The sequence below is a fragment of the Frigoribacterium sp. CFBP 13729 genome (assembly GCF_014841875.1).
In the GTDB taxonomy this organism is placed as follows: domain Bacteria; phylum Actinomycetota; class Actinomycetes; order Actinomycetales; family Microbacteriaceae; genus Frigoribacterium.
The window spans coordinates 540,798-564,872 of the sequence record NZ_JACYUR010000002.1; the positions used below are offsets into that span (position 1 = coordinate 540,798).

Consider the following 24,075-nt stretch of genomic DNA (forward strand, 5'->3'; position numbering starts at 1 on the left):
CCTCGGTGAGCAGGGTGCGGAACCCCGTCGTCGTCGCGTCGCGCCTGGCCGGGTTGGCGACCGCACCGTGCCACAGCGCGTGCGCGACGAGCACGAGGCCGCCGGGGCGGGCCATCCGGAGTCCGTGCTCGACGTACTCGATGACGGAGCCGGGATCGGCGTCGACGAAGACCACGTCGTAGCTGTTCTCGTTCATGCGGGGCAGCACCTCGGCGGCCCGGCCGGTGATCAGGCGCACCCGGGCGGCGGGCACGCCGCCGCGCAGGTAGGCGTCGCGCGCCGCCTGCTGGTGCTCGATCTCACGGTCGATGGAGGTGAGGGTCGCGTCGGGCGCACCGGCGAGCAGCCAGAGGCCGCTGACGCCGACCCCGGTGCCGATCTCGATGATGCTGCGGGCCCGCGACGAGGCGGTGGCGACGGCCAGCTGCGCGCCGACGGCGGGGGAGACGGCCTCGACCCCGACCTCGAGCGAGTGCTGCCGAGCCTCGGCCAGCGGTCCGCTCTCCGTCACGAGTTCTTCCGCGAACTTCCAGCTCGATTCGATCTGCGACACACTCACTCCTCGGTGCCCAAGCCTAGGGGCTGGCTGTCGGGGGCAGACGTTAGTCTGCATGCGTGTCCCTGTTCGGTCTGACGTTCGACAAGCTCCTGGTGATCGGCGTGCTCGCCGTCTTCCTCCTCGGCCCCGAGCGCCTGCCCGGCTACGCCTCGAAGCTGGCCCAGCTCGTCCGCAGCCTGCGCGACATGGCGAACGGCGCGAAGGCCCGCATGCGCGACGAGATGGGGCCCGAGTTCGATGAGGTCGAGTGGCAGAAGCTCGACCCGCGGCAGTACGACCCGCGGCGCATCATCCGCGACGCCCTCCTCGACGCCCCCGAGGCCGCCACCAAGCCCGTGTCGGGCGCCATGGCCCCGGCGACGGCGGCTGCCGTGTCGGTCGGGCTCCCCGGCGGCGGCCCACGGCCGGCGCCCGAGCCGCTCGCGGTCGGCGAGGTGCCCCCGTGGGACGCCGAGGCGACCTAGCCCTGCCCCGCCGCCGGTCGCGCAGCTCCGGCCCTGCAGCACCGCGTCAGACCCCGCCGTGCAGCGCGGCGACCCGCGAGGCCTCCGCGCGCAGGGCGTCGACGACGCGGCGGACGGACGGCCGCTCCGCCCGGTCGCGACGCATCAGCACCGAGACGTAGCGGACGGCTCGGATGCTCTCGAGGGGCAGCAGGACCATGTCGTCCCGCGCCTCCTTCGCGGTGAACCGCGGCAGCACCGCGATGCCGAGGCCGGCCCCCACGAGCGACTCGGTCACCTTGGTGTCGCTGAAGCGCTGGGCGACGCGCACGGGGCTGCCCGTGACGCGCTCGATCTCGCGGTAGACCCACTCGAACGGGAAGTCGGTCGGGACCCCGATCCAGGTCTCGCCCTCGAGGTCGCCCGGCGAGAGCGAGGCCCGTCCCGCGAGGCGGTGGTCGGCCGGCAGCGCCACGTCGAGGGGCTCCGTGAGCAGCGGGACCGTCACGAGCCCGCGCCCCCGCCAGGCGCGCCCGTCGGGGGAGTGCGCGACGACGACGTCGTGGTCGGCGGCGAGGTCGGCGAACTCGAGGATCGACGGGTCGTGGTCGGTCGCCACGACCGTGAGGCCCGGCGTCTCGGCGATGGTCCGGAGCAGGCCCGGCAGCAGCATCTGCCCGCCGGTGGGGAAGGTCGCGAGGGTGACCTCGCCCTGGGGCGTCGCGACGAAGTCGGCCCAGACGGCCTGGGCGCGCTCGAGGGCCACGGCCACGTCGGTGGCGGTCTGGGCGAGGACGCGGCCCGAGCCCGTCAGGACGACGCCTCGGCCCACCCGCTCGGTCAGGGCGACCCCGGCCTCCTTCTCGAGCACCTTCAGCTGCTGCGAGACGGCCGACGGGGTGCGGTGCGTCGCCTTGGCGACGGCGGCGATGCTGCCCCGCTCGGCGAGTTCCCGGAGCAGTTCGAGCCTCTTGACGTCCATGTAGCGATTCTACGGTGTCACGGTAGAAAAGCATGGTTGTGCTTCCCTTTGTGAGGGCGCAGACTTGACCTTGTCATCAGAGGGACCCCATGCCCTCTCCGCTCGGTCGACCTGGTCCCGAGCATCCGCAACGAGGCTGACCGACCGCCTACGAGACCTGTCGTCGTGCCCTGCACGACCCGGTCCAGGAGGCGGTCGATCGTCCTGCCCACACCGCGCGACAGCGCAGACAAAGAGAAGAACATGTTCACCGGAATCATCGTCCTGGCCGTCGCCGCGAGCATCGGCATCGTCGGATCCGTCGTCGCGGTCGCCCGCGACGGCTACCGCGCCATCCCGACCCGCACCTTCACCCGCTGGTCCTAGTCGGCTCGTCGCCGCCTCCCCTCGCCGCCGGTCCGTGCTGGAACCGATGACGAGTCGGCGGGCAGGTCGCGTCTCCTCCTGAGCGCGACGGCCCGCGAGAGGCGAGTGATCGAGACACCCGAGAGGCCCCCGTGCACCTGCACGGGGGCCTCTCGTGCACCCGGATGCCGTCAGGCGACGCCGTCAGCTGACGCTGAGGCCCAGCCGGCGGCCGACGAGGCTGCGCGGGCGCACCGCGAGGGTGCCCGCGAGCGCGTCGATGACCCGCGCCGCAGGGTCGTCGGGCGCCGCGACGACGACGGGCGCCCCCAGGTCGCCGCCCTCGCGCAGCCCGAGGCTCAGCGGCACGCTGGCGAGCAGCGGCACGTCGGCCTCCTGCCCGGCTGAGAGGCGGCGTGCGGTCTCGGCGCCGCCTCCGGTGCCGAACAGCTCGAGCACGGTGCCGTCGGGCTGGGCGAGCCCGGCCATGTTCTCGACCACCCCGAGGAGGCGCTGGCCGGTCTGGCGGGCCACGACGCCGCTGCGCTCGGCGACGTCGGCCGCCGCGGGCTGCGGCGTCGTCACGACGAGCACCTCGGCGTGGGGCAGCAGCTGCCCGACCGAGATCGCGACGTCGCCCGTGCCGGGCGGCAGGTCGAGCAGCAGCACGTCGAGGTCGCCGAAGAACACGTCCGTGAGGAACTGCTGGATGGTGCGGTGCAGCATCGGTCCGCGCCAGGCCACCGCGACGGAGGAGTCGTCGACGAACATGCCGATCGAGATCACCTTCACCCCGTGGGCCACGGGGGGCAGGATCATGTCGTCGACCTGCGTGGGCTTGACGGCGGCGCCGTCCGGGCCGACCAGGCCGAGCAGGCCCGGGATGCTGAAGCCGTAGACGTCGGCGTCGACGATGCCGACCGACAGGCCGCGGGCCGCGAGCGCGACGGCGAGGTTGGCGGTCACGGTCGACTTGCCCACGCCTCCCTTGCCGCTGGTGACCGCGATGACGCGGGTGAGCGAGTCCGGCCCGAACTGCTGCACGCGGGCGCCCCGTCCGGCCCGCAGCTTCTCGGTGAGCGCGTGTCGCTCCTCCTTCGTCATGACGGTGACGGCGACCGTCACGTCCGTGACGCCGTCGACCGAGGCCGTCGCGGCGCGCACGTCGCGCTCGATCGTGTCGGCCGCGGGGCAGCCCACGATGGTCAGCTTGACCGAGACCGTCGCCGCGCCCGCAGCGTCGACCGACACGTCGCCGATCATGTCCAGCTCGGTGACCGGTCGGCGGATCTCGGGGTCGAGCACCGATCCCAGCGCCGTCAGCACGCGAGCGGCGGGGGTGCCTGCGTCAGCGGTGTCAGCCACGGGGCGCGTCGTCCGTCGTGGCCGCCGCAGCCGCCTCCTCGTCCCGACGGTCCATCTCGTCGAGCAGCCCCCTCAGCTCGGCCCGGATGAAGTCCTTGCTGGCCATGTCGCGGATCGCGATGCGCAGGGCCACGACCTCGCGCGCGAGGTACTCGGTGTCGGCGAGGTTGCGCTCGGCCCGCTGGCGGTCCTGCTCGAACTGGACGCGGTCGCGGTCGTCCTGGCGGTTCTGCGCGAGGAGGATCAGGGGCGCGGCGTAGGAGGCCTGCAGCGAGAGGATCAGCGTCAGCGCCGTGAAGCCGATCGCGGCGCTGTCGAAGCGGATCGAGTCGGGCGCCGTCGTGTTGTAGACCATCCACAGCACGCAGAACGCCGTCAGGGCGATCAGGAACTGCGGCGTGCCCATGGCCCGGGCGATCGCCTCCGTGGCGCGGCCGAAGCGGTCGCGCCCCGCACGGCGCCGCCCCGGCAGCACCCGGGTGCGGAGGCCCTTGGGCGAGTCGAGTCGGACGGTGCTCCGGTTATCGCGTGCCACCGGTGGTCCTCCTCGGGGTAGTCGTCGGGGTCGTGGTCAGGGGGGCGCGGCGGGCACGCGCCCGGGAGCGGCTGAGCGGTCTGTCCTGGTCGTTGCTGCGCCAGTCGTCGGGCAGCACGTGGTCCAGGACGTCGTCGATGGTCACCACCCCGACGAGGCGGTGGGCGGCGTCGACGACGGGCACGCTGACGAGGTTGTACGTCGCCATGACCCGCGTCACCTCGAGGGCGGTCGCGTCGACGCGGACCGGTTCGAGCTGCTGGTCGAGCAGCGTGCCGAGGCGCTCGTTGGGCGGGTAGCGGAGCATCCGCTGGAAGTGCACCATGCCGAGGAACCGGCCGGTCGGCGGCTCGTACGGCGGCAGCGTGACGCAGACGGCGGCCCCGAGCGCCGGCGCCAACTCGTGGCGCCGGATCAGGGCGAGGCCCTCGGCCACCGTCGCGTCGGCGGAGACGATCACCGGCTCGGTGGTCATCAGGCCGCCGGCGGTGTCGGCGTCGTAGCTGAGCAGCATGCGGACGTCGTCCGCCTCCTCCGGCTCCATCAGCTGGAGCAGCTGCTCCTTGCGCTCGTCGCCGAGCTGGGACATGAGGTCGGCGGCGTCGTCGGGCTGCATCTGGTCGAGCACGCCCGCGGCGCGCTGGTCGTCGAGCTGGGAGAAGATCTCGACCTGCTCGTCCTCCGGCAGCTCCTCGAGCACGTCGGCCAGGCGGTCGTCGGACAGCTCGGAGGCCACCTCGAGGCGGCGCTCGGGGGTCAGGTCGAGCAGCGTGTTCGCGAGGTCGGCGGGCACGAGGTCGGAGTAGGCGGCGATGAGGTGCTCGGCGCTCTGGGCCTCGCCGGGCTCGTTCTCCTCCACGACCTCGTCCCACGTGGCGAACGCGGTGGGGCCCTTCCCGAAGGGCGACGGCGTGGTCTTCGGGCGGCGCAGGAACAGCTGGCCGATCTCCCAGTCGCCCTCGCTGACCTCGTCGATCGCGACGTCCTCGACGACGGCGCGGCCGCCGTCCCGGCGCAGGGAGACCCGTCGGCCGAGCATCTCGGCGATGACGCGGGTCTCGCCCCCGCGCTGCTCGAAGCGACGCAGGGTGATCGTGCCGCTCGTGATGATCTGCCCCGAGCCGATGCTCGTGACCCGGCCGATGCTGACGAAGACGCGGCGCTTGCCGGGCACCTCGACGATCAGGCCGACGACCCGCGGCGGGTCCTCACGGCGGTAGACGACGAGGACGTCCCTCACCTTGCCGACCTTGTCGCCGGCGGGGTCGAAGACGGAGCACCCGGCGAGACGGGCGACGAAGACTCTGGTGGCGCTCACGCCTCCAAGTTAGTCGCTCAGCCCGACCGCGCCGCGTGCTGCCGTCCATGCCGACGTGTTTCACTGCTCTCATGACGAACCCGAGCCCCTGGGGCCGCCGAGCGCCGAGCGTCCCGACCCTGCCCCGCGGCGACGTCCTCGGGACGTACGCCAGCTACCCCGAGGCCCAGGCCGTCGTCGAGCGCCTGTCGCACGCCGACTTCCCCATCGCGCAGCTCGCGATCATCGGGAACGAGCTCACCACGGTCGAGCGGGTCACCGGCCGGCTGACCTACGGCCGTGCGGCGCTGGCCGGTGCCGTCACGGGCCTCTGGATCGGCGTCTTCTTCGGGGCCGTCATGCTCCTCTTCTCGCCCGACACCGCCTCCGTCACGACGATCCTGGCGGCGTCGCTGATCGGCGCCGGCTTCGGCATGCTCTACGGACTCGCCAGCTTCGCGATCAGCCGGCGCCGCCGCGACTTCACCTCGACCCACCAGGTGCTCGCCCGCAGCTACCAGATCGTCGTCGACCCGGAGCTCACCCACCGCGCGCAGCAGATCCTCGCGGGGCCGCAGACCGGGCGGTGAGGCGACCAGCTCGTCGATCGGTCCGGTCGGCCGGCACGCCCGCCGGTCCGGTCAGCCGCGCAGCGCCGCCGCGAGGTCCTCGGGGAGGGGCCTCGCGCCTCCGTCGCTCGTCAGCAGCCGCCCGCAGCCGTCCAGCTCGGCGGTGAGCAGCGGGTCCGACGGCAAGGAAGCGCCCGCCGCGTGGTCGGGGAGCGTCACCAACGACGTCGTCGTCGCGTCGCACTGCTCGAGCCCGGGTGTCGACGGCTGCCCCGCGGCGAGCACCAGCCGGGACCCGACTCCGTCCGCGAGCGGCACGACCCGCGTGAACGTCCCGCTCGTGACCGACTTCGAGATCGTCCCCGGCGCCGCCGCGGACCCTGACCCGGCGCCGGTGCCGAACGGGCTGTCGGTGGGCGCCGCGGGCTCCGGGAGCGGCGGGTCGACCGCGTACACGCAGGCGCGGTCGAGGTCGGCCGGGTCGGGCAGCGCAGGAGGCGCCATCGGCTGGGCGGGGACGGCCGGCACCGTCGTCGTGCCGGCCGCGTCGTCGGTCACGACGTCGTCGGGCTCCAGGCCCTCGATCCTGGTCGTGGTCCCGACGCCGAGCATCCAGGGCAGGGAGGCCTGCATGCTGCAGCCGGCGTCGAGCGCCGCCCGGCTCTGGACGAGCGAGACGCGGACGAGCCGTTCCTCCTCGACGGGGAGCGCGTCGAGCACGTCGTGCGTGCCGGGCAGCGTCCCGCCGCACGGGGTCACCGGCCAGGCCGCGCGCATCGACCGTCCGTCGGCCGAGGTCAGCCAGAGGTCGGGCACGATCTCCATGTCAGCGGTGCACACGCCCGAGCCGCCGGTCTCATCGGGCAGGGCGAGGGCGGCGAGCAGCCGGTCGAGGTCGTCCGTCCAGGTCGTCTCGAGGCGTGCGGACCAGCGGCCGACGGCGCGGCGCCCGGCTCGGGCACGATCCAGGCGTCGGTGCTCAGCGCGCAGTCGGGGGGACCCTCGACGACCTCGGCCACGGGCCGAGGCGGCGCCGTGGCGTCGAGGGCGCAGCCCGCCGTGACCAGCAGCACGACGAGCACCGCCCCGGTCGTCGTGGTCGTGCTCAGCCGCCCCATGGGGCGAGCGTAGGAGGCGCCCGACCCGTCGTGCGGGATCGTTGTCGACCCGTGACCCCGCTGTCCCAGAGCGGCGACGGCGACTGCATCTGCAGCCCTCGCCTGCCTCCCCGCCGCGACCGGCGGGAGAGGTCGCTCGGCGTCGACGGACCTGTCCCGTCCCGGCCCGTGGCCGACCCCGGCCGCCGCTAAACTGGCGCGACCGTCCCCGACCCCGAGAGAGCGCCATGGCCCCGAGATGGACGCGGTTCGTCCGCGGCTGGCTGACCGCCGGCTTCTCCGTCGTCGTCGCCGCCTTCTCGCACGTCGCGGGCGGCGGCGCCGAGCCCGGCACGCTCGGGGTGGTGCTCGCGCTCGCCTTCTCGGTGCCCCTCTGCATCGCGTTGACCGGCCGCCGGGCCTCGCTGCTCCGTCTCGCCGTCTCGGTCGCCGCCAGCCAGCTCGCGTTCCACCTCCTGTTCTCGCTGGGCGCCGCCGCCGCCGGCTCCGGCTCCGGCTCCTCGGCCGTGGGCGGGCACCACTCGCCCCTGGTCGTCACGGCCGGCGCGTCCGACGTGCTCGCCGCGCCCGGCGGGCACCACATGGCGATGGCCGGCGGGCTGATGTGGGCCGCGCACGCGTCCGCCGCGCTCGTCACCGCGGTCGGGCTGCGCTGGGGCGCCCACTGCCTCGAGCGCCTGGCTCTGGTGGCCGTCCACGGCCTCGCCCGCGTCCGTCGTGCTCTCTCCGGGGCCGTGCCGCCCGTGAGCACGGGCCCGCGCCTCCGTCCCGTCCTCGCCCTGCCGGGGCGGCGTGCGCCGCCCCTCCGGGCGATCGGCGCGAGGCCCCTCCGCGGTCCGCCCCTGCCCGTCTGACCACCGCACCGGCGTCGACTCCCGACGCCGGTGCCCGGCCCGCCGTCCGCTCGACGACGAGGCCCGGACCAGACGACACCGGCCGCCGCCGCGCGGCCAGACAGGACCATCACCATGACCACCACCCGCTCCTCCTCGCGTCCGGCCGCCGCCGCGCGCGTCGCCGCAGCCCTCGGCGCCGCGGCACTGCTCACGCTCGCCGCCCCCCTGGCGGCGTCGGCGCACGTGCGCGTGAACCCGGCCCAGGTCGACCCCGGCTCGTACGCCACCCTCACCTTCAAGGTGCCGACCGAGTCGGCCACGGCCGGGACCGTCGGCCTCACCGTCGACCTCCCGACCGACACGCCCTTCACGTCGGTCACCTACCAGCCGCTGCCCGGCTGGACCACGGTCGTCACCACGAGCACCCTCCCCGAGCCCGTCCAGCTCGACGGCGCGACCGTGACGGAGGCGCCCACCGAGGTCACCTGGACGGCCGACCCCGGCACCCAGGTCGGCCCGGGGGAGTTCCAGCAGTTCGTCATCTCCGCAGGAGCGGTGCCGGAGACCGGCTCGATCACGTTGCCCGCCCACCAGACCTACTCGGACGGCTCGGTCGTCGACTGGGCGGACGAGACTCCGGCCTCGGGCGAGGAGCCGGAGTTCCCGGCCCCGGTGCTGTACGTCGAGGACGCCCCGCCCGCCGACGAGCACGGCGGCCACGACATGTCGGGCGGTGCGGACGGCGCCGCCGTCGCCGCGGGCGACGACTCGTCGTCCGGCGACGCCGGCTCCGCCTCGGACTCGGTCGCCGTGGGTCTCGGCACCGGCGGTCTCGCGCTCGGCGCCGTCGCGCTCGTCGTGAGCGTCGTGGCGCTGACCCGACGGCCTCGCGCCGCGGGTGCGACCCGACCCGGCACGGACGGGGCGGGGGAGCGCCGGTGATCCGCGCCTCCTCGCCCCTGCCCGGTCGCGCGCCGGCCGGTCGGCGACCGTCCCGTGCCGCCCTCGTCGTCGGCGTCCTGGGCGTCGGGGCGGCGGGCCTGCTCGCGCTCGCACCGGTCTCGTCCGCCTCGGCGCACGACTACGTCGTGAGCAGCACGCCCGCCGAGGGCAGCACGCAGACCGCCGAGCTGACCGAGGCGTCGATCACCTTCAACGACGTGATCCTCGACCTGTCGGGCACCGGCTCGTCGAACGTGCTCGAGGTGACCGACGCCTCCGGGCGGCACTTCGAGGACGGCTGCTCGGCCACCGGCGGGGCCACCCTCAGCACCGGGGTCGCGCTCGGCGCGGCGGGCGACTACACCATGACGTACCAGGCCGTCTCGGCTGACGGCCACACCGTGTCGGCGTCGCTGCCCTTCACCTGGGCGCCGCCCGCCGGGGCGAGCGTCGCCGAGGGAGCCGCCACCCGGCCCGCCTGCGACACCTCGGACGAGGGCGCGGGCGCGGCCGGTGCGGGGCAGCCCACGGCCTCGGAGGAGCCGGGAGGCGCGGAGTCGACGGGCGCAGCCGTCCCGTCGGTCTCGGCGGACCCGACCGACGGCGCCACCGGCGAGGCCCTCGCCCAGACCGCCGACCCGGACCAGTCGAACCTCGGCCTCGTCGTGGGCATCGGGATCGGCATCGTCGTGCTGGCGCTCGTGGCCGTGGTCGTCGTGCTCGTGACGAGCCGACGGCGCGGCGACGACGTCGCCGGTCCCGCGGGCGAGGTGGACCGGACCGACGGCGTGGACGGCGCGGGACGCGCTGACGGCGTGGACGGCACGGAGTCGGGGCCCGGCACCGGGCGCGACTGACGCAGCTGCACGGCACGCGCCTCCTGCGGGGCCCGTGCTCCGGCCACACGAGAGCCCCGGCCCCCTGAGGGGGACCGGGGCTCTTCCCGTGGGGGCCGAGGGTCTCCCCGTGGGAACGGTGCTACGGGCGGGCGATCCAGGCCTCGACGTCCGCGACCGTGCGCGGGATGCCGACCGAGAGGTTCTCGGCACCGTCGGCCGTCACCAGGATGTCGTCCTCGATCCGGACGCCGACGCCGCGGAACTCCTCGGGCACGGTGAGGTCGTCGGGCTGGAAGTACAGGCCGGGCTCGATGGTGAACACCATGCCGGGCTCGAGGACGCCGTCGAGGTAGAGGTCGCGACGCGCGGCTGCGCAGTCGTGCACGTCCATGCCGAGGTGGTGGCTCGTGCCGTGCACCATGTAGCGGCGGTGGTACTGGTGGTCGGGCTCGAGGCTCTCCGCGGCGCTGACGGGCAGGAAGCCCCACTCGGCGGTGCGCTCGGCGATGACCTGCATCGCGGCGGCGTGGATCTCGCGGAACGCGATGCCGGGGCGCACGATGGCGAAGGCGGCATCTGCGGCCTCGAGCACGGCCTCGTAGACGAGTCGCTGCACGTCGCTGAAGCGGCCCGACACCGGCAGCGTCCGGGTGATGTCGGCGGTGTAGAGGCTGTCGAGCTCGATGCCGGCGTCGATCAGGATCAGGTCGCCGTCGGCGACCGGGCCGTCGTTGCGGGTCCAGTGCAGCACGCAGGCGTGGTCGCCGGAGGCCGCGATGGTGTCGTAGCCCACCGTGTTGCCGTCGGCCCGGGCGCGGCGGTTGAAGGTGCCCTCGACGAGGCGCTCGCCGCGGGGGTGGGCGACGATGTCGTCGAAGTCCGCGATGACGTCCGAGAAGCCGCGGCCGGTGACGGCGACCGCCTGCCGCATCTGCGCCACCTCCCACGCGTCCTTGACGAGGCGCAGCTCGCTCGCGTCGCGGGCCAGGACGTCGACGGCTGCGGCGGACGTCAGGTCGGCGTCGGTCGCGTCCGCGTCCGTCTCGTCCGTGCCCGTCTCGTCCGTGCCCGTCTCGTCCGGGCCGGCGGAGTCGACGGCGGCCGCGACGACGGCGTCGACGCGCGCGGTCAGCTCGGGGTCGGCCTCGCGGAGCACGAGGGTGGCGCCGGTCGACGAGGCGACGACCGCGTCGAGCTCGGCGAGCTCACGGGTGGCGAGGTCGAGGTCGGCACCGACCTGCGCGAGCGAGGGGCGAGGTCCCGTCCAGAACTCCCCGATCTCGGGGTCGGCGTAGAACTCGTCCGACTCGCGACCGGCGCTGGCGCGGAAGTACAGCGTGGCCTCGTGTCCGTCGCCGGCGGGCTCCAGGACGAGCACCGAGCCGGGCACGGTGGCGGAGCCCCAGCCGGTCAGGTGCGCGAAGGCGGAGTGCGCCCGGAACGGGTAGTCGCAGTCGTTCGAGCGGACCTTCGCGCGCCCGGCCGGGACGACGAGGCGCTCGCCCCGGTGCAGCTCGGAGAGGCGAGCCCGGCGCGCGGCGGCGAAGGCGGCTTCCTCGCGCGCCGCCGGCATCACCTCGTCACGATCGGCCCACCGGGACGAGATGTAGTCCTTGAACGAGTCCGAGCGGGGGGTGGTCGATCGGTTCGTGGTGGCACGGGGTGCCTTCTGTGCGTCCATGCCGCCATTGTCCCGCGAAGTCGCGGGCCGTCCAACCCGGTGCGGGGTCAGGCGCCCGTCATGGTGAGCTGCGCGACGACGGGGCGGTGGTCGCTGCCGGCCTCGTCCTGGTCGGTGACGACCTTGTAGCCGGTCGGCATCCAGGAACGCGTCGCGAGGACGTGGTCGATGGGGGTGCCGAGCAGCGGCGGGAGGTCGGTGGGCCAGGTGCCCAGGCCGGCGTTCGCGGTCGTCACCCCGACGTCGCGGCACCGGCCGAGGGCGCCGCCCGCGGTCCCGAGGCCGGCCATGTGGTCGAGGGTCGCGTTAAAGTCGCCCGCCATGATGACGTTCCCGTCCGTGCAGGCGTCCGCGAGGTACCGGAGGCCCGCCTCCCACGGGTCCATCTGCGCGGTCGTCGGCGCGACGGGGTGGGCGGCGACGATGGTCGGCCCCGTCCCCGAGGCCGGGGTGGCGACCACCGAGGGCATGAGCGGCGTCGTCTCGACGGCGGTGCCGTCCTCGGCCAGGGCGACGGTGTACTCGCCGAGGGCCGCCGCGATGAGCAACGACGTCGGCTCCGAGCCGCCCTGGGCGGGGTACTCGACGGTCTTGACGGTCATCGGCAACCCGGCCACCGCCATGGCGTCGGCCACCGCGGTCGCGGTCTCGGCGCTCGTCTCGGGAAGGCTCACGATCTCCGCGCCCTCCTCGACGGCCAACGCGGCGATCGCCTCGGCGCCGGGCGCGCCTCCTTCGGTGTTCCAGACCACGACCGTCAGGTCGGTCGGCAGCGCCTCGACGAAGTCGTCGCGGCCGATGCCCCTGGCGGCGGCCACGCCGATCGACACGGCCCCGAAGACGAGCAGCAGCACCCCGAGGGAGGCGGCGATCGACCGGAGCGGACGAGCCGCGATCCCGACGACGAAGAGGACCACGGCCAGCACGCCGGCGACGGCCGCTGCCGCACCGCGGAACGAGACCAGCTGGGCGACGGGCCACGTCCGCTGGAGGTCGAGCTGCTGCGGCCAGAGCACGACGAACAGGGCGGCGGCGACCGCGAGGACGATGACGAAGGCGACGAGACGACGGATCATGGCGGGACCGAGCATAGGCGACCGCCCGTCCTGTGCAGGGAGGACGCTCGGGCGGGCCGGAGCGGTGTCGGCCTACGATGAGGGGATGCCCCACCGCCCGATCGACCTGCACACCCACAGCAGCGTCTCGGACGGCACGGAGACCCCCGCCGAGCTCGTGGCTGCGGCCGTCTCCGCGGACCTCGCCGTCGTGGCCCTCACGGACCACGACTCGACGGCCGGCTGGTCCGAGGCCACCCGGGCCGTCGCGGGCACCGGCCTCACGCTCGTCCCGGGCATGGAGATGAGCACGAGGCTCGGCATGAACAGCGTGCACATGCTGGCCTACCTGTTCGACCCCGAGGACGCCGCGCTCGTCGCCGAGACGGCACGCCTGCGCGACAGCCGGCTGCACCGCGCCGAGCGCATCGTCGAGCGGATCGCGGCGGACTACGACGTGAGCTGGGCCGACGTCCTGGCCCAGTCGACGCCGGGCGCGACCCTGGGACGGCCCCACATCGCCGACGCCCTCGTCGCCGCGGGCCTCGCGCCCGACCGCAGCGCGGCGTTCGCCGGCATCCTGCACTGGCGCTCCGGCTACTACGAGCCGCACGAGGCGCCCAGCCCGATCGACGCGATCCGGCTCATCCGTGCAGCCGGCGGCGTCCCCGTGATCGCCCACCCGGCGACGCGCGGACGCGACACGAACATCTCGGCGCGGTCGTTCGAGCAGCTCGTCGAGGCGGGCCTGCTGGGCGTCGAGGTGCGGCACCGCGAGAACACGGAGGCGGGCGCCGAGCGCCTGCGCGAGCTCGCGGCCCGGCACGACCTCATCACGACCGGCTCGAGCGACTACCACGGGACGGGCAAGCCCAACCGGCTGGGCGAGAACAGCACCGACCCCGAGCAGCTGGCGCGCATCGTCGACGCCGCGACCGGCTGGCGGCCCGTCGAGGGCTGATCGTCCCGAGGTGCGCCGGCGGACGCGGTCGATCGATCCGTCCGCCGCGCGGGCCCGGCGACGACGGAGGCCCCGCACCGTGACGGTGCGGGGNGGCGACGCCGCGTGCGGCTGCGTCGGCGAGGGGCCTCGCCGTCGCCAGCGGGCGCAGCCGTGGGGGCCTCGGCCGGAGCCTGGTCACGGCGGGGCGCCTGGTCGCGTCGCGACGACTGCTCGCTCCCGCGACGACCGGAGTCGCCCTCGGCGCCGCGCGACCGGCTGCGCGAGCCGGGGTTGCGCTCGCGGGCCGTGGCGGCGCCGCCCTCGACGGCGGCCTTCGGGGCCGACTTGAGGCGGCCCTTGGTGCCGGCGGGGATGTCGAGGTCCTCGAAGAGGTGCGGGCTCGACGAGTAGGTCTCGACGGGCTCGGGCTGGCCCATGTCGAGGGCCCGGTCGATGAGAGCCCACTTGTGCAGGTCGTCCCAGTCGACGAACGTGACCGCGATGCCGGTCTTGCCCGCGCGGCCCGTCCGGCCGGCGCGGTGCAGGTACGTGTCGTGGTCGTCGGGGACCGTGTGGTTGATCACGTGCGTCACGTCGTTCACGTCGATGCCGCGCGCCGCGACGTCGGTCGCGATCAGGATGTCCTTCTTGCCGGCCTTGAAGGCCGCCATCGCGCGCTCGCGCTGCTCCTGGTTGAGGTCGCCGTGCACGGCGGCGGCGTTGAAGCCGCGGTCGTTCAGCTCTTCGACCAGCTTCGCGGCGGCGCGCTTGGTGCGGGTGAAGACGACGGTCTTGCCGCGGCCCTCGGCCTGCAGGATGCGCGCGATGACCTCGTCCTTGTCGAGCGAGTGGGCGCGGTAGACGACGTGCTTGATGTTCGCCTGCGTCAGGCCCTCGTCGGGGTCGGTGGCGCGGATGTGGATCGGCTTCGTCATGAAGCGGCGGGCCAGCGCCACGATCGGGCCGGGCATCGTCGCCGAGAACAACATGGTGTGGCGCGTCGCCGGCACCTGCTGGAAGATCTTCTCGATGTCGCTGAGGAAGCCCAGGTCGAGCATCTTGTCGGCCTCGTCGAGCACCACTTCCTGCACGCCCTTGAGGTCGAGGAGGCGCTGGCCGGCCAGGTCGAGGAGGCGCCCGGGGGTGCCCACCACGATCTGCGCGCCGGCCTTGAGCTGCTCGACCTGGCCCTCGTAGGCCTTGCCGCCGTAGATGCTGACGACCTTGGTGTCGCGGTTCGACGTGGCCACCTCGAGGTCCTCGGCGACCTGGACGCAGAGCTCTCGGGTCGGGACGACGACCAGCACCTTGACGCCGGGCTCGGGGGAGAGGCCGATGCGCTGGACGACGGGGAGGCCGAAGCCGAGGGTCTTGCCGGTGCCCGTCTTGGCCTGGCCGATGATGTCCTGGCCGGAGAGCGCGAGCGGGATGGTCTGGGTCTGGATGGGGAACGGTTCGAGGATCCCCTTCGCAGCCAGTGCGTCGACCATGTCCTGGTCGATCTGAAGATCGGTGAAAGTCACGTAGTTGCCCTGTCTCATGTGTAGGCGGATCGCGGACAGTTTAGCCCGTCGTGCGGCCGCGACCCCCGGACCCCGTAAGCTTGCGGCGTGGTGTCATGGAAGGGCCGGAGGTCTCAGCGCGGCGTCCCGTCCATCCAGTGGCCGCGGCCCGCCTCCAAGGCCGTGCCCGTGAACCGGGTCGAGCTCGGCGACTTCACCCCCGACCTCGACGTGTACCTCGGGCAGGCCGCCTACCTCGAGCTGTCCCTCTTCGAGGGCCTCGGCCGTGCTGCGGAGTCCGCCCCGCACGTGCGCGCGCAGCGGATGACCGCCCGCGTGGCCGGCAGCACCCTCGACCGGCACCGGGGCCTGCTCGCCGAGATCGAGCGCACCGGGGGCGACCCGACGGTCTCGATGGAACCTCACCGCCACGCCGTGGACGAGTTCCGTCGACGCACCGAGGGCGCCGACTGGCACGAGGCCATCCTCGCCTCCTACGTCGCCGCCGGCCTGCTGAACGACGTCTTCGTCCGACTGGCGGCGGGACTGACCGCCGACCACCGCGAACGGATCGTGCGGGTGCTGGAGGCGGGAGACGACGAGTCCGCCATCGTGGCGGAGCTCTCGGCGGCCATCGAGGACGACCCGCAGCTCGCGTCGCGCCTGGCCCTGTGGGGCCGCCGACTCGTCGGCGACACGCTGCTCGTGGCCCGCGCGGCGATCTCCGCGTCGCACGAGTCCGCCGACGACGAACGGCTCGAGCCCGTCTTCACCGAGCTCGTGGCGGCGCACACGCGCCGGATGGACGCCCTCGGCCTCACGGCCTGACGACACCTCGCTGCGGGGCAGCGCGCGGTGTCAGCCCCGCATCAGGCGGGCGAGCAGGTCGCCGTCGCGGCGTCTCCTCGCCGTCGCCGCGACGCGGCAGACCACGATCGCGACCACGCCCGCCAGCAGCAGGGCGACGACCCAGATCCAGCCGCCGTCGGCTCTCAGGCCTGCCAGGAGGAGGACCTCCCAGGCGACGGCCGCCACGGCCGCCGCGGCCGCAGGGGCCAGGAGCACCCCGCGGGTGTCGTGCGCCGGCAGGGCGAAGTGGGCGACGAAGCCCAGCAGCGCACCGCCGAGCACGACGAAGAGGAGCTCCATGTCAGCTGACGAAGCCGACGCGGCGGTTCTCGTCGGAGCCGACCTCGACGTAGGCGAGGGAGGCGGTGGGCACGAGGTAGGTCTTGCCCTTCGAGCCGGCGAGGGTGACGTACGTCTTGCTGCCGTCGAGGGCGTCGGCGACGATCGCCTCGACCTCGGCCGCGGTCTGCGACGTCTCGAAGCTGATCTCACGGGGGCTGTTGGTGATGCCGATGCGAATGTCCACGTCGTCACGATATCCGACCCGGCCCGGTGCGGCCTGACGCGTTCACCGAGAGCGCAAGCGGCGTCGCGGCACCGGCCCGCGTCGCTCCTCGGTGTCGGCGGCAGCCGCTAGCGTCGAGCGCATGGTGACGACCTCCTTCCGCCCGGTCTCGGGCACCGACACGCGGTCGGCGGTCGAGCTCGACGCGTCCCAGCGGGCGGTGCTCGACCTGCCCGACGGCGTCTCCGCCGCGGTGATCGGGGCCCCGGGCACCGGCAAGACGACCGCCCTCGTCGAGTTCGTCGCCGACCGGCTCGAGACGCGCGGCTGGGCGCCCGGCTCCGTGACGGCGCTGACGCCGTCCCGCACGACGGCCACGCGCCTCCGTGACGTCCTTGCCGCCCGGCTCGACGTGCCCACCCCCGGCCCCCTCGCGCGCACCGTCTCGTCCCTCGCCTTCGACGTGGTCGGCCACGCCGCCCGTCTCGCCGGCGCCGAGCCGCCCGCGCTCCTGACCGGCGGGGACCACGACTCGGTCGTGCGCTCGATGCTCGAGGGCCACGAGGTCGACGGCACGGGCCCTCGGTGGCCCGACGTCCTCGGCCCCCGCGTCCGCGTGCTGCGCGGGTTCCGCACCGAGCTGCGCGAGGTGATGATGCGCGCGACCGAGCAGGGCCTCTCGCCCGACGACCTGCGTCGGCTCTCCGCGGCGCGCGACCGGCCCGAGTGGGCCGCCGTCGCCGACTTCGTCGACGAGTACCACGTCGTCGTCGACGCCATGCCGGGCCGCCGACTCGACTCGGCCGAGCTCGTCGACTGGGCCGTGGCGGCGCTCGACCGCGGCGAGACCGCGCCGGTCGTCGACGGCCTCCGCGCCGTGCTCGTCGACGACGCCCAAGAGGCCACCGAGTCCACGGTCGCCCTGCTCCGCGCCCTGGCGCGCCGCGGGGTCGCCGTGATCGCGCTCGGCGATCCCGACCTGGCCACGAGCGCGTTCCGCGGCGGCAGCCCCGACGTGCTCGGCCGGCTCGGGCAGCGGCTCGGCCTGCCCGACGCGCGGACGCTGTGGCTGTCGACCGCGCACCGTCACGACCCGCCGCTCCGGGAGCTCGTGCAGCGGGTCACCGCGCGCATCGGCACGGCCGGCGCCGGGCGTCAGCACGCCGCCGAGCCCGGGCGGCCCGCGGCGGGAGTGCCGGGCGCTCAGGGCGCGCCGGGCCTTCGTCCGGACGTGCAGCCTGGCCGTGACGTCCCTCCGGTGCTCTCCGTCCAGGCCGACAGCCCCGCCCACGAGCTCTCGACGGTGGCGCGCGTGCTCCGCGAGCACCACCTCGTCTCCGGCGTCCCGTGGTCGAGCATGATGGTCGTCGTGCGCAGCGGCGGCCAGGTGCCCGGCGTCGCCCGCGGCCTCCAGCTGGCCGACGTCCCCACGCGCACCTCAGCAGCGGGACGTGCCGTCCGCGACGAGCACGGGGCGCGACACCTCCTGCTGGCCGCCTCGGTGGCCGTCGGGCGCGACGAGCTCACGGCCGACCTCGCGGCCGAGCTCCTGCTCGGCCCGCTCGCGGGCTTCGACGCCCTGTCCCTGCGCCGCCTCCGGCTCGCCCTGCGGGCGGACGAGCTCGCGGGGGGAGGCACGCGCTCCGCCGACGCCCTCCTCGTCGAGGCGCTCGCCGGGCCGGGACGCTTCGCGACGATCGACTCGAGGCCGGCGGCCCGGGCGGGCCGCTTCGCGGCCAGCCTCGACGGCGCCCGTCGCGAGGCCGCGGCCGGCGCCAGCATCGAGGAAGTCCTCTGGGGGCTGTGGGACAGAAGCGGCCTCGCGCGCGAGTGGAGCGCCCGCGCCGCGGGCCGGGGCATCGTGGCGGCCGAGGCCGACCGGCACCTCGACGGGGTGGTCGCGCTGTTCACGGCCGCGAAGCGGTTCGTCGAGCGCACCCCCGAGGCCCCCGCCGTCGGGTTCCTCGACGCCTTGCTCGGCGCCGAGGTGCCTGAGGACACCCTCTCGCCGCAGGCGTCCGCCGAGTCGGTGCTCGTCTGCACCCCGTCGGCCGCGGTGGGCCTCGAGGTCGACGTCGTCGTGGCAGCCCGCCTGCAGGACGGCGTGTGGCCGAACCTCCGGGTGCGCGGTGCCCTGCTCGGCCCCGACGACCTGGTCGACGCGGCGCAGGCGGGCGAGGGACCCGACCAGGGGCCGACCCCGGTCGACGCCCGTGCCGCGGTGCTCAGCGACGAGCTGCGCATGTTCGCGCTCACGGTCTCGCGAGCGCGTCGCCAGGTCGTCCTCTCCTGCACCTCCGACGACGACGAGGGGCCGTCGGTCTTCTTCCGGCTGCTGCCGACCGACGCGCCGTCGCCGTCCGGGGGGCACCCGCTCTCGCTCCGCGGCCTCGTGGGTCACCTCCGGCACGTCGTGGTCGAGTCGACCCACCAGGGCCGCGCGGAGTCGGCGACGGCGGGCCTGGCCCGTCTCGCCGCGGCCGGCGTCGCCGGGGCGCACCCGGGCGAGTGGTACGGCCTCGCCGAGCCGAGCACGTCGGCACCCCTGGTCGACCTCACCGAGCCCGAGGCCCACGTCGCGGTCTCGCCCTCCCAGCTCGGCTCGTTCGAGGAGTGCCCGCTGCACTGGTTCGTCGACCGGTTCGGCGGATCGGCGCCCAACGCCTCGATGGGCATCGGCACGGTCCTCCACTCCGTCATGGAGCACGCGCTCGACACCGACGTCGAGGCCCTGTGGGACGCGGTCGAGGAGCGCTGGGACGAGCTCGACTTCGAGTCGCCCTGGATCGCCGAGGCCGAGAAGCGCCGAGCCCGGCAGATGACCGAGAGCCTCGCCTCCTACCTGCGCGACTTCGCGCAGTCGGGCGGCGAGCTGATCGGCGCGGAGTCGACCTTCACCCTCGACACCGGCCCGGCGCGCCTCCGTGGCTCGATCGACCGGGTCGAGCGCACCCGCGACGGCGCCGCGGTCATCGTCGACCTCAAGACCGGGCGAGCTGCGCCGACGTCGTCGGCGGCCATCGCCGCCCACCCGCAGCTCGGCAGCTACCAGCTCGCCCTCGCCGACGGCGCGGTCGAGAGCGTGCCGGAGGGGACGCCGCCGGGCGGAGCGAAGCTCGTCGTCGTGTCCTCCGGCGTGCGGGGCAAGCTCTACCGGGAACCCGCCCAGGCCGCCTTCGACGCCGAGATGCTCCAGGAGTTCCGCGGCCGCGTCGAGACCGCGGCCGAGGGCATGGCGGGGCAGGTCTTCCTGGCCCGCCTCGACGAGCACTGCGAGGGCAGGACCGGTGGCTCCTGCCGCATCCACGTCGTCGGCGAGGTCAGCTCGTGAGCCTGTCGGCGGTCGACGTCGCGGTGCGCCTCGGCCTGCCCGAGCCGACGCCCGAGCAGCAGGCCGTCATCGAGGCGCCGCTCGTGCCCGCCCTCGTGGTCGCGGGCGCCGGCAGCGGCAAGACCGAGACCATGGCCAACAGGGTCGTCTGGCTGCTCGCCAACGGCCACGTCGAGGTCTCGCAGGTGCTCGGCCTGACCTTCACGCGCAAGGCCGCCGGCGAGCTGGGCGAACGCATCGAGAAGCGCATCCGCCAGCTCGGCGAGGCGGGGCTGCTGGGCGACGACCCCGACCCGTTCGACGTCCCCACCGTGTCGACGTACAACGCCTTCGCCAACGGGGTGTTCCGCGACGACGCCCTCCGCGTGGGTCGCGAACCCGAGTCGCAGGTGCTCGGCGAGGCCTCGGCCTGGCAGCTGGCGCGGTCGCTGGTCGTCGCGAGCCGCGACGAGCGCCTCGCCGGGCTCGGACGCAGCGTCGACTCCTTGACGGAGGCGGTGCTCCGGCTGAGCCACGCCCTCAGCGAGAACGTGGCCGACGGCGACGACGTGCTGCGTCTCAGCGACCGGTTCCTCGACCTCGCGGGCCTGCCCTCGACCAAGGGGTCGGCCTACAAGTCGGTCACCGACGCGGTCGCCGCGGTGTCGGCGCTGCCGCCGCTCGTGGCGCTCGCCGAGCAGTTCGCCGACGAGAAGGCGCGTCGGGGCCTCGTCGAGTACTCCGACCAGGTGGCGCTCGCGCTCGACGTCTGCGACACGGCCCCCGAGGTCGTCGACGCGATGCGCGCGCGCTTCCGCGTCGTGCTCCTCGACGAGTACCAGGACACGAGCGTCGTGCAGACGCGCCTGCTGTCGCGCCTGTTCGCCTCCACGGGCGTGATGGCGGTCGGCGACCCGCACCAGTCCATCTACGGCTTCCGGGGCGCCTCCGCGGCGAACCTCGGCCGGTTCCCCGTCGACTTCGGGGCCGAGCCCGACGCCGTCTACAGCCTCTCGACGAGCTGGCGCAACTCCCGAGGCGTGCTCGACGCCGCCAACGTGGTGGTGGCCGAGCTGGCGGCGGCGTCCGAGGTGCCGGTCGGCGAGCTGCGAGCCCGGCCCACGGCCCCCGACGGCCGGGTCGAGACGCTCTTCGAGCAGACCCTGCCGGCCGAGGCGGACCAGGTCGCGGCCTGGTTCGCCCGCGAGCTCGCCGACCCGCCCGTCGTCGACGGCGTCCCGTCGCCGCGCACTGCGGCGCTGCTCTTCCGGTCCAAGAAGACGATGCCCGCCTTCGTCGAGGCGCTCGCCGAGCGCGGGGTGCCCTACCGGGTGCTCGGCGTCGGCGGGCTCCTGCAGCGCCCCGAGGTCGTCGACCTGGTGTCCTGCCTCCGGGTGCTCCACGACCCCTCGGCCGGGTCCGAGCTCATCCGGCTCATGACGGGTGCGCGCTGGCGGATCGGCCTGCACGACGTCGCGGCGCTCCGGTCCGTCGCCTCCTGGCTGTTCGCCCACGACCACGCGCAGCAGGTGCTGGGAGACGAGGTCGCCGCGGGCTTCCGCGCGTCCGTCGCCGTGGGCGAGCACGGCTCCCTGGTCGACGCGCTCGACTTCGTGGCCACGGCGCCCGACGGGCACGGACAACTGCGCGGGCTGAGCGACGAGGGCCTCGCCCGGATGCGGCGGCTGGGCTCGCAGCTGGCGTTCCTGCGCGGGCGCACGGGCCTCGACCTTGTCGACCTCGTGACGCTGGTGCAGCAGGAGATGCTGCTCGACGTCGAGGTCGCGGCCGCCACGGGGCAGGGCCACGGCGGCGCGTGGCTGCAGGCCTTCGAGGACGAGCTGACGGGCTACGTCGCGGCGGACGAGAACGCCGCCCTCGGCGGCTTCCTCTCCTGGCTGGCCGCGGCCGAGCGGCGTGACGACATGGGGCCGAGGTCGGACGACGGCGAGCCCGGCACCGTCCAGCTGCTCACCGTGCACGGCTCCAAGGGCCTCGAGTGGGACCTCGTCGCCGTCCCGCGCCTCGTCGAGGGCGAGCTGCCCGGCACGTCGCGCGAGGGCGTCGGCTGGCTCGGCTTCGGCGAGCTGCCCTACGAGTTCCGCGGCGACGCCGCCGAGCTGCCGGACCTCGCCTGGCGCTCCGTCGACGACCAGAAGGAGTTCGACCAGCGACTCGCGGCCTTCAAGGACGACCTCCGGCGTCGGCACCTCGCCGAGGAGAGGCGCCTCGCGTACGTCGCGTTCACCCGAGCGAAGGAGGCCCTGCTGCTCAGCGGGTCGTTCTGGTCGTCGACCGTGAAGCCGCGGCAGCCGAGCAGGTACCTGGCCGAGCTTGTGGAGGCGGGCCTCGTCCCGGCCGAGGCGGTGCCGGTCGAGCCCGACGACGAGTCCGACCCTCTCGCCCAGTCGTCGCGCGAGCTGGTCTGGCCCGTCGACCCGCTGGGCCCGAGGCGCGCACGGGTCGAGCGCGCCGCCGTACGGGTCGGGCGCACCCTCCGAGCTCGCGAGTCGGGGGAGGACGGCACCGGCGAGGTGGTCGACGCGGCGGCCCGGCGGCGGGAGGACGTGGGGCCGTGGGCCGACGACATCGAGCTGCTCCTGCTCGAGCGAGAGGCCGTCCGCCGGCGGGCCGGCAGCATCGACCTGCCGCAGCGCATCCCGGCGTCCCGGTTCAAGGACTACGTGAGCGACCCCTCCGGCGTCGCCTCGTCCCTCCGACGTCCGCTGCCGGAGCGCCCCTACCGGGCGACGCGCCTCGGCACCCTGTTCCACGAGTGGGTCGAGCAGCGCTACCGGCCGACCGGCCGCGCCGAGCTGCTCGACGCGTGGGGTCTCGAGCTCGACCTCGACGACGACGAGGAGCGCGGCGGGAACGGACTCGTCGATCCCGACGACGCGCGCCGTCTCGTCGAGCTCCAGGCCACCTTCGAGGGGTCTCCCTGGGCACGGCTCGAGCCGGTCGAGGTCGAGCTGGAGGTCCACCTGCCGCTCGGACGGCGGACGGTCATCTGCAAGATCGACGCCGTCTTCGAGCGGGAGGGGCGCCTCCAGGTGGTCGACTGGAAGACCGGTCGAGCCCCGACGGACGACGCGGACCTCGAGCTTCGGCAGCTGCAGCTCGCCCTCTACCGCGAGGCGTACTCCGCGTTCCGCGGCGTGCCGGCGGACGACATCGACGCGGCCTTCTACTTCGTGGCGGACGACGTCGTGGTCGAGCCCCGGCACATCGCGGACAGGGACGAGCTGACGGCCCTCTGGGACGCGGTGGAGGCAGGAGGCCAGGCCGAGTAGCCCGCCGCCCAGGCGCAGGCGCGACGGGCAGCTCGGTCGAGCCGAGGGTCAGCGCGACCGGGTATCCGCCGGTCCGGTCGTCAGCCCGACCGGGTCTCAGCCGTGCCGGCGCTCGGTGGTCGAGAGCAGCTCCTCGACGCCGTCGAGGTCGAGCGCGGCCGTCGAGTCCGACGAGATCGACACCCCGTCGGGAGACTGCAGCCGGTCGACCAGGGCGGCCATCATGCCGACGGCGTCGTCGACGACGGCGGTGTTCTTCGTGGCGGTGCCGTGCAGGAGCCACTTCGCCGTGTCGAGCTCGCGGTAGAGGGTGGCGCGGCGTCGGAGCTGGTGGTCGCTCGTGCCCCGGGCGTCGTTGTAGGCCGAGAAGGCGGAGTCGACGGCCTCGGGGCCGGCGCCGAGCAGCCAGGCGAGGTCGCGGGCAGGGTCGCCGACCTGCAGGTCGTGCCAGCCCAGCACCCCGGTGACGGCGCCGTCCAGGACGAGGAAGGACGCCGCGTCGAGGGAGCCGTTGACGACGGTGGGCTGGAACTGCCACAGCACGTGGTCCTGGATCGCCGCCTCCCACCGCTCGAGCAGCGCGGCGGGCAGCAGCCGGGTGGAGGCGGCGCGGTCGACGAGCGAGGCCGTCGAGCGCATCGCCTCGAACGGCGTGTGGCTCGTGAGCCCCGCGTCGGTGACGAAGCTGGTCGGCAGGGCGTGGATCGCGGCCACGCCTCGGCCGAGGGCCGTGGGCAGGCCGGAGCCGCCGGTCACCTGGGCCGTGCGGAGGTGCGTCCCCGCGATGAAGTCGTAGACGATCCCGCGGGTCCGGCCGACGGGGGCCTGGCCCCGGTAGGACGGGACGGCGAAGGGCAGACGCCCGCGGACGCCCGCGCTGAGGGCCCGGAGGGCGACCAGGTCGGCGGACTGCTGTGCCTCGGCACGCTGCGACCGGGGGACGCGCACGATGAGCTCGTCACCGGCCCCCGTCGTGAGCAGCGCGGAGTCGACGTCGCCGGTCGAGGAGCCGTGCGGGGAGGTCGTGCGCACGTCGAGGTCGGCGACGGCGGCCGTGGCCAACGCGGCTAGAGTGAGGTGAGATCTGGCCATGCCCTCAGGGTAGGC

Annotated in this window: 21 protein-coding genes and 1 pseudogene; 10 read left to right on the forward strand and 12 right to left on the reverse strand. The window is 74.6% G+C overall.

From position 1 onward, the window contains the following. The coding region (locus tag IFT77_RS08925; protein WP_371740995.1) for an O-methyltransferase at positions 1–553 on the reverse strand (553 nt) is incomplete at its 3' end. A 68-nt stretch (positions 554–621) separates the two neighbouring features. On the opposite strand from IFT77_RS08925, the gene IFT77_RS08930 reads away from it, so the two are divergent. Further along, complete coding sequence (locus tag IFT77_RS08930) at positions 622–1,023, forward strand: Sec-independent protein translocase TatB (RefSeq protein WP_123548342.1); 402 nt, start codon at positions 622–624, stop codon at positions 1,021–1,023. A gap of 46 nt (positions 1,024–1,069) precedes the next feature. On the opposite strand, the gene IFT77_RS08935 is transcribed toward IFT77_RS08930, so the two are convergent. Beyond that, positions 1,070–1,984 (reverse strand): LysR family transcriptional regulator, encoded by a 915-nt coding sequence (locus IFT77_RS08935; protein ID WP_123548134.1) that lies wholly within the window; start codon positions 1,982–1,984, stop codon positions 1,070–1,072. 243 nt (positions 1,985–2,227) lie between these two features. On the opposite strand from IFT77_RS08935, the gene IFT77_RS17195 reads away from it, so the two are divergent. Next, a complete protein-coding gene (locus tag IFT77_RS17195) occupies positions 2,228–2,350 on the forward strand; it encodes a hypothetical protein (RefSeq protein WP_255416193.1) in 123 nt (40 codons plus the stop codon). A gap of 183 nt (positions 2,351–2,533) precedes the next feature. Here IFT77_RS17195 and IFT77_RS08940 read toward each other — a convergent pair whose 3' ends face one another. From IFT77_RS08940 to IFT77_RS08950, 3 genes are read right to left on the reverse strand one after another with little or no spacing between them, the layout of a single operon-like run. Continuing rightward, on the reverse strand, positions 2,534–3,694 hold the full coding sequence (locus tag IFT77_RS08940) for an Mrp/NBP35 family ATP-binding protein (RefSeq protein ID WP_371740996.1): 1,161 nt from the start codon (positions 3,692–3,694) through the stop codon (positions 2,534–2,536). After that, positions 3,687–4,229, reverse strand: coding sequence for a DUF1003 domain-containing protein (locus IFT77_RS08945; RefSeq protein ID WP_192041152.1), 543 nt, complete (start codon positions 4,227–4,229; stop codon positions 3,687–3,689). Before IFT77_RS08945 ends, IFT77_RS08940 begins: the two co-directional genes overlap by 8 nt. Further along, positions 4,216–5,547: a magnesium transporter MgtE N-terminal domain-containing protein gene (locus IFT77_RS08950; protein ID WP_133738542.1), complete on the reverse strand. Its 1,332-nt coding sequence runs from the start codon at positions 5,545–5,547 to the stop codon at positions 4,216–4,218. The genes IFT77_RS08945 and IFT77_RS08950 overlap by 14 nt, the downstream gene beginning before the upstream one ends. A gap of 71 nt (positions 5,548–5,618) precedes the next feature. Between IFT77_RS08950 and IFT77_RS08955 the strand changes: the two genes are divergently transcribed. After that, positions 5,619–6,116 carry a general stress protein gene (locus tag IFT77_RS08955; protein WP_192041153.1) on the forward strand — a complete coding sequence of 166 codons (498 nt, stop codon included), beginning with the start codon at positions 5,619–5,621 and terminating at the stop codon, positions 6,114–6,116. Between the two features lie 51 nt (positions 6,117–6,167). Here the strand turns inward: IFT77_RS08955 and IFT77_RS08960 are convergent, their stop codons facing one another. After that, on the reverse strand, positions 6,168–6,935 hold the full coding sequence (locus IFT77_RS08960; RefSeq protein WP_192169780.1) for a hypothetical protein: 768 nt from the start codon (positions 6,933–6,935) through the stop codon (positions 6,168–6,170). Positions 6,936–7,440: 505 nt separating this feature from the next. On the opposite strand from IFT77_RS08960, the gene IFT77_RS08965 reads away from it, so the two are divergent. From IFT77_RS08965 to IFT77_RS08975, 3 genes are all read left to right on the forward strand, one after another. Next, positions 7,441–8,067 (forward strand): hypothetical protein, encoded by a 627-nt coding sequence (locus tag IFT77_RS08965; RefSeq protein ID WP_192169781.1) that lies wholly within the window; start codon positions 7,441–7,443, stop codon positions 8,065–8,067. Positions 8,068–8,181: 114 nt separating this feature from the next. Then, entirely contained in the window at positions 8,182–8,991 is an 810-nt protein-coding gene (locus tag IFT77_RS08970) for a YcnI family protein (RefSeq protein ID WP_192169782.1), read from the forward strand. Next, positions 8,988–9,848: a copper resistance protein CopC gene (locus IFT77_RS08975; RefSeq protein WP_371740997.1), complete on the forward strand. Its 861-nt coding sequence runs from the start codon at positions 8,988–8,990 to the stop codon at positions 9,846–9,848. The genes IFT77_RS08970 and IFT77_RS08975 overlap by 4 nt, the downstream gene beginning before the upstream one ends. 121 nt (positions 9,849–9,969) lie before the next feature. Here IFT77_RS08975 and IFT77_RS08980 read toward each other — a convergent pair whose 3' ends face one another. After that, positions 9,970–11,511: an aminopeptidase P family protein gene (locus tag IFT77_RS08980; protein ID WP_192169783.1), complete on the reverse strand. Its 1,542-nt coding sequence runs from the start codon at positions 11,509–11,511 to the stop codon at positions 9,970–9,972. Positions 11,512–11,558: 47 nt separating this feature from the next. After that, positions 11,559–12,587: an endonuclease/exonuclease/phosphatase family protein gene (locus IFT77_RS08985; protein ID WP_192041158.1), complete on the reverse strand. Its 1,029-nt coding sequence runs from the start codon at positions 12,585–12,587 to the stop codon at positions 11,559–11,561. Between the two features lie 85 nt (positions 12,588–12,672). Here IFT77_RS08985 and IFT77_RS08990 point away from each other — a divergent pair, with 85 nt between their 5' ends. Beyond that, complete coding sequence (locus IFT77_RS08990) at positions 12,673–13,527, forward strand: PHP domain-containing protein (RefSeq protein ID WP_192041159.1); 855 nt, start codon at positions 12,673–12,675, stop codon at positions 13,525–13,527. A 94-nt stretch (positions 13,528–13,621) separates the two neighbouring features. On the opposite strand, the pseudogene IFT77_RS08995 reads toward IFT77_RS08990, so the two are convergent. Continuing rightward, positions 13,622–15,032 (reverse strand): annotated as a pseudogene (locus tag IFT77_RS08995) (DEAD/DEAH box helicase); the annotation flags it as partial. Positions 15,033–15,119: 87 nt separating this feature from the next. Between IFT77_RS08995 and IFT77_RS09000 the strand changes: the two are divergent. Continuing rightward, positions 15,120–15,839, forward strand: a complete 720-nt coding sequence (locus tag IFT77_RS09000; RefSeq protein ID WP_233569128.1) for a ferritin-like fold-containing protein — start codon at positions 15,120–15,122, stop codon at positions 15,837–15,839. Between the two features lie 30 nt (positions 15,840–15,869). On the opposite strand, the gene IFT77_RS09005 is transcribed toward IFT77_RS09000, so the two are convergent. Beyond that, a complete protein-coding gene (locus IFT77_RS09005; RefSeq protein ID WP_192041160.1) occupies positions 15,870–16,160 on the reverse strand; it encodes a hypothetical protein in 291 nt (96 codons plus the stop codon). A 1-nt stretch (position 16,161) separates the two neighbouring features. Further along, entirely contained in the window at positions 16,162–16,386 is a 225-nt protein-coding gene (locus IFT77_RS09010; RefSeq protein ID WP_123548145.1) for a DUF3107 domain-containing protein, read from the reverse strand. Positions 16,387–16,507: 121 nt separating this feature from the next. Here IFT77_RS09010 and IFT77_RS09015 point away from each other — a divergent pair, with 121 nt between their 5' ends. Both IFT77_RS09015 and IFT77_RS09020 read left to right on the forward strand, forming a co-directional pair. After that, positions 16,508–19,696 carry an ATP-dependent DNA helicase gene (locus tag IFT77_RS09015; RefSeq protein ID WP_192041161.1) on the forward strand — a complete coding sequence of 1,063 codons (3,189 nt, stop codon included), beginning with the start codon at positions 16,508–16,510 and terminating at the stop codon, positions 19,694–19,696. Continuing rightward, positions 19,693–22,968: a UvrD-helicase domain-containing protein gene (locus tag IFT77_RS09020; protein WP_371740998.1), complete on the forward strand. Its 3,276-nt coding sequence runs from the start codon at positions 19,693–19,695 to the stop codon at positions 22,966–22,968. The genes IFT77_RS09015 and IFT77_RS09020 overlap by 4 nt, the downstream gene beginning before the upstream one ends. 96 nt (positions 22,969–23,064) lie before the next feature. Here IFT77_RS09020 and IFT77_RS09025 read toward each other — a convergent pair whose 3' ends face one another. Further along, the gene (locus IFT77_RS09025; protein WP_192041162.1) at positions 23,065–24,060 is read right to left on the reverse strand and encodes a phosphotransferase; all 996 of its coding nucleotides are present in this window, start codon (positions 24,058–24,060) and stop codon (positions 23,065–23,067) included. Between the last annotated feature and the right edge of the window lie 15 nt (positions 24,061–24,075).